At 66.8% G+C, this 16,182-nt stretch carries 15 protein-coding genes; 3 read left to right on the plus strand and 12 right to left on the minus strand.

The features are described from left to right. The first annotated feature begins 86 nt into the window (after positions 1 to 86). Complete coding sequence (locus tag ACX1DX_RS10690) at positions 87 to 707, plus strand: DUF305 domain-containing protein (protein WP_459396593.1); 621 nt, start codon at positions 87 to 89, stop codon at positions 705 to 707. A 176-nt stretch (positions 708 to 883) separates the two neighbouring features. Here ACX1DX_RS10690 and ACX1DX_RS10695 read toward each other — a convergent pair whose 3' ends face one another. From ACX1DX_RS10695 to ACX1DX_RS10705, 3 genes are read right to left on the minus strand one after another with little or no spacing between them, the layout of a single operon-like run. After that, positions 884 to 1,798, minus strand: coding sequence for a cation diffusion facilitator family transporter (locus ACX1DX_RS10695; protein ID WP_459396594.1), 915 nt, complete (start codon positions 1,796 to 1,798; stop codon positions 884 to 886). Further along, a complete protein-coding gene (locus ACX1DX_RS10700) occupies positions 1,795 to 3,783 on the minus strand; it encodes a heavy metal translocating P-type ATPase (RefSeq protein WP_459396595.1) in 1,989 nt (662 codons plus the stop codon). Before ACX1DX_RS10700 ends, ACX1DX_RS10695 begins: the two co-directional genes overlap by 4 nt. Continuing rightward, entirely contained in the window at positions 3,780 to 4,196 is a 417-nt protein-coding gene (locus ACX1DX_RS10705) for an ArsR/SmtB family transcription factor (RefSeq protein WP_459396596.1), read from the minus strand. Before ACX1DX_RS10705 ends, ACX1DX_RS10700 begins: the two co-directional genes overlap by 4 nt. A gap of 458 nt (positions 4,197 to 4,654) precedes the next feature. Between ACX1DX_RS10705 and ACX1DX_RS10710 the strand changes: the two genes are divergently transcribed. After that, complete coding sequence (locus tag ACX1DX_RS10710; protein ID WP_459396597.1) at positions 4,655 to 4,882, plus strand: hypothetical protein; 228 nt, start codon at positions 4,655 to 4,657, stop codon at positions 4,880 to 4,882. 756 nt (positions 4,883 to 5,638) lie between these two features. Here the strand turns inward: ACX1DX_RS10710 and ACX1DX_RS10715 are convergent. After that, the gene (locus tag ACX1DX_RS10715; protein WP_459396598.1) at positions 5,639 to 5,872 is read right to left on the minus strand and encodes a hypothetical protein; all 234 of its coding nucleotides are present in this window, start codon (positions 5,870 to 5,872) and stop codon (positions 5,639 to 5,641) included. Between the two features lie 60 nt (positions 5,873 to 5,932). Here ACX1DX_RS10715 and ACX1DX_RS10720 point away from each other — a divergent pair, with 60 nt between their 5' ends. Continuing rightward, positions 5,933 to 6,097 (plus strand): YHS domain-containing protein, encoded by a 165-nt coding sequence (locus ACX1DX_RS10720; protein WP_459398210.1) that lies wholly within the window; start codon positions 5,933 to 5,935, stop codon positions 6,095 to 6,097. Positions 6,098 to 6,506: 409 nt separating this feature from the next. On the opposite strand, the gene ACX1DX_RS10725 is transcribed toward ACX1DX_RS10720, so the two are convergent. The 8 genes from ACX1DX_RS10725 to ACX1DX_RS10760 all read right to left on the minus strand — a co-directional run bounded on the left by ACX1DX_RS10725 (position 6,507) and on the right by ACX1DX_RS10760 (position 16,111). After that, on the minus strand, positions 6,507 to 6,800 hold the full coding sequence (locus ACX1DX_RS10725) for a hypothetical protein (protein ID WP_459396599.1): 294 nt from the start codon (positions 6,798 to 6,800) through the stop codon (positions 6,507 to 6,509). 20 nt (positions 6,801 to 6,820) lie between these two features. After that, positions 6,821 to 7,246 (minus strand): hypothetical protein, encoded by a 426-nt coding sequence (locus ACX1DX_RS10730; protein WP_459396600.1) that lies wholly within the window; start codon positions 7,244 to 7,246, stop codon positions 6,821 to 6,823. A 4-nt stretch (positions 7,247 to 7,250) separates the two neighbouring features. Next, entirely contained in the window at positions 7,251 to 8,111 is an 861-nt protein-coding gene (locus ACX1DX_RS10735) for a prolipoprotein diacylglyceryl transferase (protein ID WP_459396601.1), read from the minus strand. A 281-nt stretch (positions 8,112 to 8,392) separates the two neighbouring features. Then, positions 8,393 to 10,426: a heavy metal translocating P-type ATPase gene (locus ACX1DX_RS10740; RefSeq protein ID WP_459396602.1), complete on the minus strand. Its 2,034-nt coding sequence runs from the start codon at positions 10,424 to 10,426 to the stop codon at positions 8,393 to 8,395. A gap of 947 nt (positions 10,427 to 11,373) precedes the next feature. Beyond that, entirely contained in the window at positions 11,374 to 11,619 is a 246-nt protein-coding gene (locus ACX1DX_RS10745) for a metal-sensitive transcriptional regulator (RefSeq protein ID WP_459396603.1), read from the minus strand. 168 nt (positions 11,620 to 11,787) lie between these two features. Further along, positions 11,788 to 13,179, minus strand: a complete 1,392-nt coding sequence (locus tag ACX1DX_RS10750) for an IS1380 family transposase (protein WP_459396604.1) — start codon at positions 13,177 to 13,179, stop codon at positions 11,788 to 11,790. 293 nt (positions 13,180 to 13,472) lie between these two features. Beyond that, the gene (gene arfA / locus ACX1DX_RS10755; RefSeq protein ID WP_182763072.1) at positions 13,473 to 14,969 is read right to left on the minus strand and encodes an arabinosylfuranosidase ArfA; all 1,497 of its coding nucleotides are present in this window, start codon (positions 14,967 to 14,969) and stop codon (positions 13,473 to 13,475) included. A 110-nt stretch (positions 14,970 to 15,079) separates the two neighbouring features. Further along, complete coding sequence (locus tag ACX1DX_RS10760) at positions 15,080 to 16,111, minus strand: LacI family DNA-binding transcriptional regulator (protein ID WP_182763071.1); 1,032 nt, start codon at positions 16,109 to 16,111, stop codon at positions 15,080 to 15,082. Positions 16,112 to 16,182 lie beyond the last annotated feature (71 nt).

Raw genomic sequence — 16,182 nt, forward strand, 5'->3', positions numbered from 1 at the left:
TGACCATTTCTGAACGGTTCCTTCGCCCGCACCTTCCTACCTTGGACATCGCGGGTTTCCCAGCCCCGCGGAAACGGAGATCGACCATGTCACGCAAAAAGCTCCTCGCCACGACGCTCGGCGCGCTGCTCGCGGCCGCTTCCCTCGCAGGCTGCGCGGAATCGGAGACCGAACCCACCACCGCGTCGGCGACCCCGGCGGCCACGGCGCCCGCCACCACCGATGCGCAAGCCTCCGAGGCCCACAACGACGCCGACACCACCTTCGCCGAGATGATGATCGTTCACCACGAGGGCGCCATCGAAATGGCCGAACTGGCCATCGACAAGGCCGAGAACCCCGACGTCGTCGAGCTCGCCGAGCGGATCGCGCAGGCGCAGGGCCCCGAGATCGAGAAGATGACCGCCTGGCTGGAGGTGTGGGGCGTGGACGTTGAACCGATGGATCACGGTGGCATGGACATGGATGGCATGGACATGAACGGCATGAGCCAAGAGGAGATGATGACGCATCTCGAGGGCCTTTCCGGCGAGGAGTTCGACGCCGCCTTCCTCGAGGGCATGATCGCCCACCACCAAGGCGCGGTGGAGATGGCCGAGGCCGAACTCGCCGACGGTGAGAATCCCGAAGCTCTCGCCCTCGCCGAGAAGATCATCTCCGATCAGGAGGCCGAGATCACCGAGATGCAGGAGATGCTCGCCGGCTGACGGTCCCGCCAGAGGGGCTGGTCTCTACGAACGCGAGACTTCGAAGGACCGCACTAAAGAGGTCCCGCAATCCAAGTCGACCCCGCCCGTAACTTCCAACGGGAACAAACGGTCCATACATTCGGCTGTCACCTGCGTGCGCAGCAGACCCCTGGGTTCGCGGCGCGATAGTGGCGTCAGCCGTGGGTTGCGTACTCGTGCGCGGAGTGGGTCACGGCCTCGAATTGGATGGTGGTGTGCTCGATGGCGAAGGCTTCTCGAAGTTCGGTTTGGACTTGGTCGAGCATCTGCATGAGGTGGCCGTCGTGGAAGCAGGAGTCGTCGACTACCACGTGCGCGGTGAGCACGGGAACCCCTGTGGCGATCTGGGTGGCGTGCAGGTCGTGGACGTCATGCACGTGGGCCAGGCCTTGGATGCTGGTTCGTACCGCAGCCAGGTCCACCCCTGGCGGGGTCGATTCCAGCAGCACATGGAGTGCGTCCCGGCCGATGCGGACGGTCCGGGGAACGATCAGCGCAACCACGATCAGCGAGGCGATGGCGTCAGCACGCTCGAAGCCTGTCGTGGCTATCACGACCGCGGCTGCCAGGACGGCCACCGATCCGAGTGCATCGTTGACGACCTCGAGGAAGGCGGCTCGCATATTCAGGTTCGTCTGCCGCGATCGGTACAGGATCAGGATCCCCATGATGTTGCCGCCGAGTCCGATCAACCCGAACACGATCATTCCAGTCGTCGCCACTCCCGGAGGTTCGAGCAGGCGACGTACCGCCTCGATGAGGATGAATATCCCCACGCCGAATAGCAGCAAGGCTTGCGCTGCCGCGCTGAGAATCTCCACCCGCAGAAACCCCCATGTTCGGCTCGGCGTGGGTGGTCGACGGCTCAGGGCTGCCGCTACCAGCGCCATCGTGAGCCCGGCCACGTCGGTCAGCATGTGGCCGGCATCGGCGAGCAGGGCCAAGCTCCCCGTGACGGCCGCCCCGACGACTTCCACCAGCATCACCGTGACAGTGATCCCGAGGACTACGGCCAGTGGCTTCCTGTGATCCGGACCGAGGTTATGGCTGTGGTCGTGGCCCCCGCTCATACCGAAACCGCCTCAGTCGCAGGAGTTCGGCGTGGGGCTACGAGCGGTGGGAAAGCGGTGCCGCGACTAGCGCGCATGCCATTGCCGATGACGATGACCTCGGCCAGTTCGTGGACGAGGACGACGGCCGCCAGACCGAGGACCCCGAACAATGCCAAGGGAATGAGGATAGCGATCAGCGCGATCGACAGGATGACGTTTTGCAGCATGATCCGGCGGGTCCGACGAGCGTGATCGAAGGCTTGCGGGAGGAGCCGCAGGTCATCGCCCATGAGGGCGACGTCCGCGGTCTCGATGGCCACGTCGGTGCCCATCGCTCCCATCGCCACCCCGAGATCAGCCGTGGCCAACGCGGGGGCGTCGTTGACGCCATCGCCGACCATTGCCGTGGCCTGACCCGAGCGGCCGAGACGCTCGATGGCGGCCGACTTGTCCTCGGGCCGCAGCTCGGCATGCACCTGCCCGATTCCCGCCTCGCGGGCCAGCGCACGGGCGGTGAGTTCGTTGTCACCGGTGAGCATCGCGACCGTGTATCCAGCGGATCGCAACTGCGCCATCACCTCGGACGCCTCGGGTCGCAGCTCATCGCGCACGGCGATCGCCCCCACCACGCGTCCCTCGACCTCGACCAGTACGGCCGTCGCTCCCGCCTGCTGCATCCGCGCCACGTCGTCGGACACCGGCTCGGGATCAATCCAACCGGGACGACCCAACCGCACCTCACGGCCATCGACCCTGCCGGTCAGCCCTGCCCCAACCTCAGCGGAGACCTCCTCCGCGACTCCCACGTCGTCGACCTCGGCGAGGATCGCCCGAGCCAGCGGATGCTCGCTCCGAGCCTCAAGCGCGGCCGCGCGCTTCAGGACATCGCCCCGGGAGTAGCCGGGGACGGCGACGACGTCGATCACGGCCGGCTGGTTGCGGGTGAGGGTGCCGGTCTTGTCCAGGGCGACGGTCCGCACCCGGCCGAGGGTCTCCATGGCCGCTCCGCCCTTGACCAGGATGCCGCGCCGGCTCGCGGCACCGATGGAGGCCACCACCGTTACAGGAACGGAGATCGCCAACGCACACGGCGAGGCGGCCACCACCATCACCAACGCCCGCGCAAGCCACACGGAAGGATCCCCCAGCAAGGAACCGATCACGGCGGTGAGTGTCGCAGCGACCAGGATGCCGGGCACCAGTGGCTTGGCGATCCGGTCAGCCAAGCGTTGGGTGTCACCCTTGCGGGACTGTTCCGCCTCGACGATGTGCACGATCCGTGCCAGCGAATTGTCCCGCGCATCGGCGGTGACTTCCACCTCCAGCGCACCCGAGCCGTTGATCGAACCGGCAAACACTTCCCGGCCTGGCCCCACCTCGACCGGCATCGACTCGCCAGTGATCACCGACGTGTCCAACGCCGTGCGGCCCGCGCGGACTGTCCCGTCCGTGGCGAGCCGCTCGCCCGGCTTCACGATCAGCAGGTCACCGACCACCAGGTCGCCGACACCGACCACAACATCGCGCCCCCCACGCCGGACCGTAGCTTCGCGCGGGACGAGGTCGAGCAGGGCGCGTAGCCCATGACGGGTCTTGGCGAACGAGTAGTCCTCCAGGCCCTCGGCCAGCGAGAACAGGAAGGCCAGCATGGCCGCCTCCTCGACCTGCCCCAGCAGCGTCGCGCCGACCGCACCGATCGTCATCAGGAGACCGACACCGACCTTGCCCCGAACAAGCTTCCTCATCGCCCCCGGGACGAACGTGGACGCCCCCACCACCAACGCGACAACGCTCAGGATCAGCGCAACGGTTTCCCAGCCGAACTGGCTGCACAAGAACCCGGCCAACAGGAAAGCCCCCGAGACCAACCCGAACTGGATATCCCGGATCTGCCACCACCGCTCCACACCCTCGCCAGCACCACCACTTCCGGGCTTGGCAGGCGCCGGCGACTCACAACCGCAGGCGCTCTCGAGCAAAGCGTGATCCTCACGGTCGGTCATCGCGCGACCCCCTGAGCGTCATGGCTCTTCAACTGCCCGACACTCGGAGTGGTCACGGTGCCCACGCCGTAGTTCGGGCACAACGCCACCCCTTGACCGGTAGCCTCCAGCAGACGCTCCGCCGCCGCCAGCACACCCAAGACCTCCGGCGCGTTCGTCAACGAGAACACCGAAGCTCTCCCTTCCGGCCTCGACTCCACCAAACCGCACTCCCGCAAACACGCCAAATGCCCACTGACAGTCGACTGCGCCAACCCCAGATGCTCAGTCAAGTCACGCACCCGATGCTCTCCCAGCGTCAGGTGCTGCAAAATAGCCAACCTCGACGGATCAGACAAACCGTGGAACAACGCCGCCGCAACCGGCAGCCCATCGACCAAAGACCCATCCGCGGATCCCGTTAACATCGTCATGCGACGATGCTAGCATCGAGAATGATCGAGCAAGAGGGGGACCCCGATGACCATCGATACGGCCGCCGCCGTCGTGGCACTGTCCCTTTTACCTAACCGGACTGGTGACTGCGTTCGGGGTGCGCTCCTGGCTCCACCATCGTCGCACTGGAACTACCGGCTTTCCAGGACCCGACCGGCGCGGCAGGATCGGCTGAGCGGTGGGGTGGAATCCTCTTTGCCGCGGCCCTTGTGTTCGGCGCCGCAGCTCACACGCTTGCTCTGACCGCCACCACCGCCGCAATGGCTCTGCCCACCGGTATTCGCTGGACCGGTCCGGCCGGCCGTCGCCGCCGTCGGCATCCTGGCTGCTCAGGCTGGCATGGGCGCCTCGTGGAGGATCGGCGTTGACGCCAACGAGCACACCGGCTCGTCACCTCAGGCGCATTCGCTGTGGTCCGCACCCGATCTTCGCCGCCATGCTGATCGCGCTCCTGGACCTAGCGCTCTTTGCTCCGACGGTCTCGGCCGCGGCTTTCCTGGTTCTGCCCCTCGCCGTCGAAATCCAAGTGCGCCTCCTCGAAGAGCCCTACCCGCGCGTCACTCAAGGCCGCGCCTACATCAGCGACGCCCAAACGGTGGGCTGGTTCTTGCCCGGCCTAGGCCGACTCATTCCCACCGACGCCTCCGCCACGAAGCACCGATAGAGCCCCGCCCGCCGACTCAAGTTGACGTCGCAAGCCACACTGGTGAAGCAGGCCGGCATGATCGATCGAGAGGTGCAACGCCGTTTCGGCCACGCCACTGCCGCGATGGGGAACCTCTACCAGGTGCCCGAGTTGCAACGGGACAAGTCTGTGCGCGGCGATGATCGATTCCCTGCTCGTACACCACGGAGAACGCCACTGACCAGGGATCAGCTCCTATCAAGAGGCGTCCCAAGCGATCGCCCGTCTCGTCAGTCTTGGTGGAGGGATACTCGGGGGCATGGTCAGCGGCGCGCTGACGGAGAGTCTGCGCTTGCCCGTCGCGGTTCGCCTCGCCAGGCCACGCGCGTCATCACTAGGCCCATCACTCCCAGTACGGCGAGTATCGCCGCTGCGGGGCGCGAGCCCGAACAGGACCAAAACTGTCGGGCCCCACTGGTGAGGCGATCCACAAACGGCGAGGCGGGCGGTGGTTCGATGCAAGGTAGCGTGCTGACAGCGACCAGGGAGGCGGAGCCGATGAACCGTACAACCGTGCCCACGAAGATGTTCTGGTAGCCGAGGACCGCCAGCAGCGCAGCGGCGACCATCGGGCTGACGAGAGCCTCCATGCCGTGAGCCAACCGCGCCAGCGAGAGTGCCCGAGTGTACTCATGTTCGCCGGGGAGCACGGACGGGATGAGCGCCTTGAATGCTGGTGTGAACGTTGCGGATGCTGCCTGCAGAAGGAAGATGAGGAGGTAGATCTGCCATGGTTCACTGACGAATGGCAGGAAGGGCGACGGCGGCGCGCACCAGATCGGCCGTGATGAGCAGGGGTTTGCGCGGCACGCGGGCCAGGACGGCCGAGGCGAGCAGCACGACCCCGGCGTAGGCGACCATCTTGATGGTCATCACCAGTCCCATCACCGCTCCGGCGTCGTCCTGCGCGATATCGAAGGCCACCAGGCCGAGGGCCACGGTTAACCGGCCAGTACCGAACGGACTCATCGGTCAGGCGTAACGTTGGGTGGACAACCGAGTCCCCGACAACCGGAAGGAACATCCGTGATGATGGACACCAACCCCAAAGCCGTCGACCTCGTCTGTGGAATGAGCGTGCAAGTTGGATCCGAAGCCGCCTCCATGGAGTACGAAGGTAACCACTACTACTTCTGCTCGCAACAGTGCGCCGTCACCTTCAAATCTGACCCAACCAAATACGTCACTGCATGAGCAGGTGAAGAAAATGGCCCGTCCCCGCACAGGGGACGGGCCGCTTTCGGTTGCCCTCTTTCACCTATCGCCTCTATGACCACGATGTTCGACAGCAGCCGGGGGCTCGCTCAAGGACGCAGCCCTGTCGTCGAGAGCCTTGAACCGTGTTGAAGTTCCAGGTTCGGTCGGAAGTTGGGTACACGGCGCCGTCGGTGGTGTTCGCGACAACAAAGGCCGCGCTGTCTGGAGGCGGCCGCGAACCGCGCGGTCCGGCTGAGACCTACTCGTGCAAATCAGCTCGAGGTGTGCCGCGTCAAAAGGCTCGCGTGGCCGCTGACAACTCTTCAGTTGAGCGACCTACACGGAGGACCGGGGCCCGCCTCCTGGCGAGACGGGCCTTGCGGTGATGGAGCGGTGCCGGGTTTCCTCAGTGGACTCGGTAGGCACCGGCGGCCTGATAGGCGTTGGGATCGCCGTCGAACAGTTCCGCGCAATGATCGCAACAGAAGTAGTACCGCCGGTCGGCGTGATCCCGGAACAGCCCCGCGTCCTCTGCCGCGGAACGCGGCGTCTGGTTCCCCCGGACCGCGCAGATCACCACTTCGTCCCCGGGTCCCGTGACCACGCCGCCATGGTGGTCGTGGGCAGCCCCTTGGTTGTGATGGCTGCCGTGGTGGCCGCAGCAGCCGCCGCTGCCGCTCCCGTGTGGTTGGTTGTTCATTCTCGTTCCTCTCCTAGTGGTTATCCGTGGTGTCCGGTGTGATCGCCCGTGCCCTCGGCTCCTGCCGGCACGACCCGGGCCTCGACCGACACGGTCGGGTTGAATAGTGGTCCAATGACGAATGCCGAGACCGCGAACAGCGAAGTGAAAGCGACCACCCCGATGGCAGGTGCTTTCCAGGTGCCGAAGCGTCGGCCGAGTCGACGCAACATCGGGATGCTGAGCAGGAGGCCCGCGGCATACAGGACCGTGTTTCCGAGGAAGCCGGTCAGTAGCGCGGCGCCCGCGAGGAAGCCGATGTGATGTAGCACATGCGGCGCGAGCCCCATGAGTGCGCCGGAGGTAGCTCTCGTGCCCGCCCAGATGGTGCCCCATCTCCCGCGAGCGGTCTGCCTGCACGCCGTTGTGACAGCGGCGGAGACGTGATCGACCGTCGTGTCGGTCATCCGTTCACCGTCCAACCGGCTCGAGCGGCACGTCTACCGGTGCCTCGACTGTCGTGTCGGTTGCGGGCATTGCTGGCTGTGGACGCGTGAGCGAGCGGCCGATGAGCAGCGTCCCACCGACGACACTCAGGATGCCGAACAGCTGCGCCTCCGTGAGTCCGAACAGGACGCGCTCGTTGATGCGAACGATCTCCATCAGGGATCTCGCCGCGCCGCTCAGTGTCAGGTAGAGGCCGAACACCGCAAGCGGCTCGAAACGCCGCCGCAGCGACCAGAGGATCCAGGCAATCACGAATGCGCCGAGCGCCTCGTACAACGGGACCGGGTGCACAGGCACGTCGATGGGTATTGCGCCGTTGGGGAACGCCATGCCCCACGGCAGGTCCGTGGGTTTGCCGTACGTGCCATCACCTGCGAGGAAGCAGCCGATCCGGCCGATGCCGTAGGCCACCGACAACGGTGCGGCCATCGCGCCCGCTACGCGCGACAGCGACAACTTGTGTCGCCGCGTCATCACGATCACAGCGACCGTTCCGCCGATGAGGCCGCCGTACCAGACGAAGCCGGAACCGCCGAGCATGTGCCACGACAGGTGCTCGAGGTTGGCCAGGATGAAATACACCTTGGCGCCGACGAAGCCCCATACTGTGGCCCACAGTGCGAGGGAGTGGGCGACTTCCTTGTCGTAGCCGATCCGGGCGAAGGCGCGGCCGAGCAGGTACGCACCAACCAGGAGCGCGAGTGCCTTGCTGAGTCCGTAGGACTGGATACCCACACCGAACACGGAAAACAATTCAGGCCACACAGTCGACTCCCATCGTCGAATCGAAGGGCGCGCAGTCGCGCGACCGATTCCTAGTCTCACCGGGCCGCATCAAGTCTCAGGCCGCGCACGGCCAAGTTTCGATCAAGATCGACCCGCCGATACGCGTTGCCCGCGAGCCGGATCAGGTGGTGAACGGATCGACTTCCGCCTCGTGCCGTCGCGAGGCCGCACGCACGCGTGCGACAGCGCCCGACCTCCCGTGCCTCAACAGCCGGGAAGATCGGGCGCTCGCGCAACACCTGTACGCAAGGTGGGGTGTCTGGCGCACTCGTGACGGCCATGGAGGCCCCCATAGGTGCCGCCCGCTCGCCACGGCTGAGTCAGTGGCGGTGCGCTGCGGCCACGGCCTCACCTCGCTCAGGGGCGGCGTCACCGGCAGAGGGGACCGTGGGGGCGCCGTGCGCGGCGGCGGTGCTGGCCTCGGGGCTGAGGTCCAGGCGGCGCAGTAGCTGGGCGTTGAGCGCCACCACGATGGTCGACAGGGACATCAGGATGGCCCCCACCGACATCGGCAGGATGAACCCGATCGGCGCCAACACTCCTGCGGCCAACGGGACGGCGGCGATGTTGTACCCCGCGGCCCACCACAGGTTCTGCTTCATCTTCCGGTAGCTGGCGCGCGAGAGTTGGATCACCGACAGCACCGAGCGGGGGTCGTCCGACACCAGGATGACGCCGGCCGAGCCGATGGCCACGTCGGTGCCAGCCCCGATGGCTATCCCCACGTCGGCCTGGGCCAACGCCGGGGCGTCGTTGACGCCATCGCCGACCATCGCCACGATGCGCCCATGGTGCTGCAGCTCAAGGACCTTGTCGCTCTTGTCCTCGGGTCGGACCTGGGCGAAGACTTGGTCGATGCCCAAGTCGGCAGCCACCGTACGGGCCACCGGCTCGGCGTCACCGGTGATCATCACGACCCGGATACCCAGCTGGTGCAGGGCCTCGACCGCCTGGCGGGACTCTTCGCGGATCTCGTCGGCCAGCGCCACCGCCCCGGCCATCTTTCCGTCGATCAGGACGTGCAGGACGGTAGCGCCGGCCTCCGACCACGGCGAGCTGGCCCGCAACGGCTCAGCGGACTGCTGGGCGAGCAGGGCGGGGCCACCAACCTGGACCTCGTGACCCTCGACGGTAGCGCGCACCCCGACAGCCGTTGCGGCACGGAAGTCGGTGGCCGGGGGCACCTGCAGTCCTCGGTCCTCGGCCGCGGCCACGATCGCACGCGCCAGCGGGTGCTCGCTCTCGGTCTCCGCAGCGGCCGCGAGACGCAACAGGTCGTCGACCTCGTACCCACCGGTGGCGGTGATGTCGGTGAGTGCGGGCTCGCCCTTGGTCAGCGTGCCGGTCTTGTCGAACAGCACGGTGTCCACCACGCGCATGCGCTCCATCGCGGCGCGGTCCTTGATCAGCACTCCGCCGCGGGCGGCGCGCTCGGTGGAGATGGACACGACCAGCGGGATCGCCAGGCCCAAGGCGTGGGGGCAGGCGATGACCAAGACGGTGATCGCCCGCACGAGGGCACTCTCGGGCACCCCCAGCCACACCCACACGAGCGCGGTGATGATCGCGGCGATCACCGCGTACCAGAACAGCCAGCCCGCGGCCTTGTCCGCCAGAAGCTGGGCCCGGCTGGTGGAGGCCTGCGCCTCGGCGACCAGACGCTGGATACCGGCCAGAGCGGTGTCTTCACCAACGGCGGACACCCGCACCCGTAGTGCGTTGTCCGTGGCCACGGTACCGGCCACGACGTGGTCGCCGACGGCGCGCAGCACCGGCTTGGACTCACCGGTGATCATCGACTCATCAACATCCGCGCCGCCGTCGACGACCTCACCGTCGGCGGGCACACGCCCGCCCGGACGGACGATGACGACGTCACCTAGACGAAGGTCAGCGGGGGCGACGGTGACAATCTGGTCACCCTCCATGCGCTCGGCCTCGTCGGGCAGGAGCGCGGCGAGGGAGTCGAGCGCGGAGGTGGTCTGCGCGAGGGAGCGCATCTCCAGCCAGTGCCCGAGCAGCATGATGACGACCAAGAGCGCGAGCTCCCACCAAAAGTCGAGCTCGTGGGAGAAGATCCCCAGGCTCGCCCCGAGTGAGGCGACGAACGCTACCGTGATCGCCATCCCGATCAGCAGCATCATGCCCGGCTGGCGGGCGCGCAGTTCGTCGACGGCCCCGGTGAGGAAGGGACGCCCGCCCCACACGTAGATCACGGTGCCGAGGACCGGGGAGACCCACGCGATCCACGGGATGTCAGGCAGTGAGTAGCCGAGCAGGTCGGCGAACATGCCGTTGAGCAGTACCGTGGGCACCGCCAAGGCCAGCATGATCCAGAACAGGCGCCTAAACATCGCCACATGGTCGCCATGGCCTCCGTGACCTCCATGCCCATCATGAGCGCCGTGTCCGGCGTGAGGCTCATGGCTGCCGGCATCGGAGTGGTCGTGCTCGTGCCCATGGTCGCTGGCAGCGGTCAGCGGGTCAGTAACCTGTCCGCCCCCGGCCGACATCGCTTGCCCGTGGGTGGTCTGGCTGGCGTGGGCGGCGTGGTGGTCAGCGGGGTCGCTTCCATCTGGCTTCGCCCCGCCGTGCCCCTTATGGTGCTCTGGCGTGCTCATAGCTTCCTCTCGTTGACAATCATCAGTCATAACCTCTACCCGGTGTCCGTTCCGGGGTCAAGGGGGGGTTCGGATCTCCCTCCCGAGCTAGGGCCCCCTTTGCCGGCTGATCCCACGGCTTGTTCGCGAAGGGTCGATTGATCGACCTCGGCCCGGACGGCCGGCGGCCTTCAGGGAGTGATCCGATACCAACGTGGAAGAGGGCCCTGTGCAGGCACAAAAGAGCCCGACCGAGGTGGCCATACTCCAGGCGCCTGCGCACCGCTGGCGTGAAGACGCAGCTGCGGGGTCATGCTGCGGCGGCGCGCATGGTTCGCCGATGTTGACACGAGCTACCCGGCCTGTCGGTAGATGGTCTTGCGCGAACAGCATGTCCGCGTCATTGTGCACGTCCGCGGTCTTTCTTGCGTGCTTCGATGCGCTGTCGGTCGCCTGCTCCGCTGCGGGTCGCCACGCGGCCGGGCACTCAAACCGTCGGACGGTGCACAAGGTGTTGCGCCGCGATGACTGGGCGGGTCGACGCCTTTGGGAATAGACCTATGCAGGGCCCGACATCCGAGGCTGACGATTCGATTTGACGCCTGGCCGCATCACTACAGCACCGAGGCCACACCTTCACTGAAGTGGGCACCCTCAGCCAGAGCAGTGGGCGCGGCCGACAAGGAGTGGCCCGGGTGCGGTCAGCTACGCACTAGCCGGGCGATGGCGTCGGAGGCCTCCTTCAGTTTTGTCTCCTCCTCCTCGCCGCCGGCGCGGGCGGCCTCCACCAAGCAGTGGGCCATGTGCTCATCGAGCAGTCGCAGCGCGAAGGACTGCAGGGCGCGGGAAGCGGCCGAGACCTGCGTGAGGATATCGATGCAGTACTTGTCCTCCTCGACCATCTTCGCGATCCCTCGGACCTGCCCCTCGACGCGGCGCAACCGCACTAGCCTCGATCCTTCATGACCGTCCTGTGTGGGGCTGGTCGGCGCCGGTGGCGTCGAGGTTGTTCTGATTCTTGCAGGTGGGTGTGACAAGACCCCGCGTGACGTCTGCGGTGCGGGGTTCCAGGCCGAGAGCTTCGAGATTCGGTGGGACGTGTGGAGGCCCGAGGGTCAGGTGGCGGGTGCCGGTAGGTTTCGGAGTCGGCCGATGCTGTCGACGATCAGCTCGGCCCAAGGGGATTGCTCGGTGAGGTGGAGGACGACGCGGCGGGCTCTTCTGGCGAGCGTCGCGGGGATGGTGTAGAGCCGGTAGCGCAGCCGTTTCGGCTCCCAACGGCGGGCTTCATGGCCGGCGAGCGCGAGCATCCCGCTCCAGGCCTGCAACTCGGAGGCGAGTGCGACGATCTGGCACCAGATCCGATTCTGGTCGAACCCATGCAGGGGCAGGTTGGCCAGTCCTGTGTCTTTCGCGATCCGGATGCGGTCTTCGCAGCGGGCGCGGCGACGATGCCGCAACTCGAGCTGCTGCAGGGTGCCGGTGGTGGTGTTGGTGACGAAGGCGGTGAGTCGGTAGCCGTCGACGTCATCGAAGCGCAGCTGAGCGCCGGGGTGAGGGCGTTCGCGGCGGACGATGACCCGCATCCCGGTAGGCCAGCCGTCGAGGTTGAGCAGGCCGGTGAAGTCGGCTAGATCGGCCCCTTCCCGTGCCTGGTTGTCGGTGTCGAGGGCGGGGACCCAGACCCAGTCGGGGACCTGCTGGTAGAGGGCGGGGGTGTCGAGTGGGAGCGTGAATCCCACCGAATACGACACCCGATGCTGAGCGAGCCAGGCGGTGAAGTCCTTCGTGCCGCCGGCGCCGTCCGCGCGGACCAGGACCCTGCGCCCCGGGCGAGGGCTGCGGTCGGGGAGCTGCGCCAACGCCTGCTTGGTGACGGTGATGTGATCGGTGGCGGTGTTCGAGCCGGCGTTACCGGGCCGGAGGTGGATCACGAGGGCTTCACCGGTGCCTTCGGGGCCGTGGTCGGCGAACGCCATCAAGGGGTGGAACCCGAATCCTCGTTTGAACGTGGGCGCCGCCTGCTGTTTCTCCGAGTGTGCGGTGATCAGGGACGCGTCGAGATCGACCACCACAGGATCCTCGGCAGTCGCCACATGGTCGGGGGCATGGTGACCGGCCAGGGTCCAGACCTTGGCGCGGGCCTGTTGCCTGGCTCCGGCGATCGCCTTGATGGCCTTGTCCGCGTCCTCGGCCAAGGCGGCGATGAGGCGGGACACGGTCGGGTCCGATGCCACCGGGCCGTAGATCCCCGGTTCGGCGCGGAGAGTAGCGAGGTCGCTCAACGCTTCACCGCCGAGCACCAGCGACATCGCCAAGTCGCAGATGATCTTGCCCGGGTCATGGACAGCCAACGGCTTCCGCCACCGGGACAGCGCCTCCGACAGGGCGTGGTCGAGGCCGGCCGCCCTGATGGTTTCGGTCAGCAGGATCCCGCCGGCCTGGCCGACCGCGGTGACCTTGGCGGTGTCGACATGGACCCTGGGATAGGAGCCGGTACTCTTCACCTCGAAGGTGCTCCTCTTCTTGGTCGATGTTTCTCTAGACAAGTCACATCATCCCAAGTCAGGGGCACTTTCGCCATCTCAGGCCGCTACAGTCCACCCACCGTCATGAAAGCACGAGGTTAGGGCCGCCGGCGCGTGACAACACTGTCCACGTGACCCTATTTGTTTTGAATGACAACTAACTGTTCAGAGGCTAACCGTCGCCACTGTGACCGGTCAACCATTTGCGGCGAAAAGTTCCTGGATTGTTACTGAAACTTTCGGGGGGCCCGGGGTTGCCGGGCCCGAGGTGCTCAGTTGGTGGAGAGGGTGATCATCGTCCAGGAGATGGGTGGGAGCGTGACGGTGAGCGTCGATCCCTCCAGCTGGGCGGTGTCGTTCGACGTGACGCCCACGCTCGAATCGTCCTCCGCGCTGGCCTTCCAGTTGTGATCCTCATGGTGCAGGGTCACGGCCTCCTTGATGGTGCAGCCTGCGGGGATCTCGATCTCGGCCGGCACCGATTCGGTGGTGTGCCGGTTGACGACGAAGATGGCCGCATTGTCGTCGGCCCAGGTGGCGACGGCGTCCACAGCCTGAACGGTGCCGAACTGCTCGCTCTCGATGATGGGGCCGTCGATGATCACGCGGAGGACGTCACCCTTGGCGTGGGCCGAGGTCAGGGCGAAGGGGTGGAAGGTGGTCTGCTTCCAGACCGGTCCTCCCGGCTCCGCCATGATCGGGGCGATGACGTTGACCAACTGCGCCTGGTTGGCGGACCAGACCCGGTCGGTGTGGCGCAGGAGCGAGATCAACAGGTTGCCCACCACCACGGCATCGGCCACGGAGTAGTTGTCCTCCAGCAGCCGCGGAGCGACGGGCCAGTCGTCTCCCGACGGCGGCTTCGACGGATCCCTGTCGAGGTACCAGACGTTCCACTCGTCGAAGGAGATCCCGATCTTCTTGTCGGTCTTCTTGGCCGTGGCGACCGAATCGATGGTGGCGCCCACCTGGTTGATGAAACGGTCCATGTCCTCGGCGCTCACCAGGAACTCCTGGAGCCCGGAGTCCTTCTCCCAGTAGTAGGCGTGGGCGGAGATCATGTCCACCTGGTCGTACGCCTCGGTGAGGACCGTGCGTTCCCATTCGCCGAACGTTGGCATGCTGCGGCTCGAGGATCCGCAGGCCACCAGTTCCAGGTCGGGATCGATCATGCGCATGGCGCGCGCGGCCTCGGCGGCGATACGGCCGTACTCGTGCGCCGTCTTGTGGCCCATCTGCCACGGGCCGTCCATCTCGTTGCCGAGGCACCACATCTTGACCCGGTACGGATCCTCGGCGCCGTTGGCCCTGCGCTGTTCAGCCCAGTCAGAGCCGCCCGGCACGTTGCAGTACTCGAGGACGTCCATCGCCTCGAGGACGCCACGGGTGCCGAGGTTGATCGCCATCATGGGCTCGATCTCGGCCTTCTTCGCCCAGGACATGAACTCGTCGGTCCCGACCTCGTTGGGCTCAAGGCTGTGCCAGGCGAGATCCAACCTCTTGGGGCGGTCCTCGACCGGGCCGATGCCGTCCTCCCAGCGGTACCCGGAGACGAAGTTCCCGCCGGGGTAGCGCACGGTGGACACGCCCATCTCACGGACGAGCTCCAGCACGTCGCCGCGGAAGCCCTCGTCGTCCGCCGTGGGGTGACCGGGCTCGTAGATTCCCGTGTAGACGCAGCGCCCGAGGTGCTCGACGAAGGAGCCGAAGGTGCGCCGGCGCACCGGTCCCACCGTGAACGCGGGATCGATCTTCAACGTGGCTTTCATGACCCTCCATTGCTTTTGTTGTGTCGATATACAAAGACTGCCACAGCAGGTACCGCGTGTCCGGGTGATGCGGAAACTTTCGGGGGCCACCAGAAATTTGCGGGACGGGTTCAGGGGGCGCGGCCGGTCGACTGGCGGACGATCAACCTCGTCGCCAACTCGATGTGCCGCGATTCAGGCACCTGGCCACGGTGGATGAGGTGTGCCGTCTCCACGGCGCGTCGGCCGATATCGGCGAGCGGCTGGCGCACCGCGGTGAGCGCGGGGGTCGCCCAGGTGGCCAGTGGCGTGTCGTCGTACCCGATGATGCTCAGCTCGTCGGGGATCCGCAGCCCCGCCGCATGCGCCGCGCTGAGCACTCCCATGGCCTGCAGGTCGCTGCCGGTCATGATGGCGCTGGGTGGCTCGTCGTCGGAGAACCACCGGGCCGCGATCTCGGCGGCCTCCTGGGCGTCGAAGGCGCAGCGTCGCAGCCAGCGATCGGGCACCGTCGCCCCGGCGTTGCTGCAGGTGGAGAGGAAGCCGTCCAGCCTGGCGGTCGCGCTCATGGACCGGACGGGCCCGCAGATGGCGGCGATCCTCGAATGGCCGAGGCTGAGCAAGTGTTCCGCCGCCGAGCGGCCGCCGAGCCAGTTGGTGGCCCCCACGGACACGACGTCCGGGCGGTCGGAGTCGAGTGGGTCGATGACCACCATGGGGAGCCTCGCGCCCAGGACGGTGGAGTAGACATCGCCGCCGACGCCCGCAGTGAGCAGCACCGCACCGATCCTGTTCGCGGCCAACAGGCGCTGGGTCAGCGCCGCGCTGCTCAGGAGCCCTTCAGGGTCCGTCTGCCGATGCGCCCGCTCGACGACGAGGTCGATCCCCAGCTCCTCGGCGGCTCGCACCGCCCCGCCCAACACCTCCATCGCGTAGGTGCTGGTGATCACGTCGGCGAGGAAGGCGATGGAGGGGCGCGCGGCCGACGGGGTGCGCCGATTGGTCTCGTAGCCCAGTTCCAGGATGGCGCGTTCGACGCGGATCCGGGTGCCGTCGGCCACGTCCGGTCTCCCGTTGGCCACCTTGGAGGCGGTCGCGAGGGACACTCCGGCCCTGGTTGCGACGGCTGCCAGCGTGGGCTTGGCAACGGAACTCGAGGTCATCTCACTCCTCAGGCTGTCGGAGCGGGGCTCGGCGGCGAGCCCGGCTGTGCGGCGTGAAAGATGGCTGGCGG

The organism is Tessaracoccus zhenghani (genome assembly GCF_054552775.1).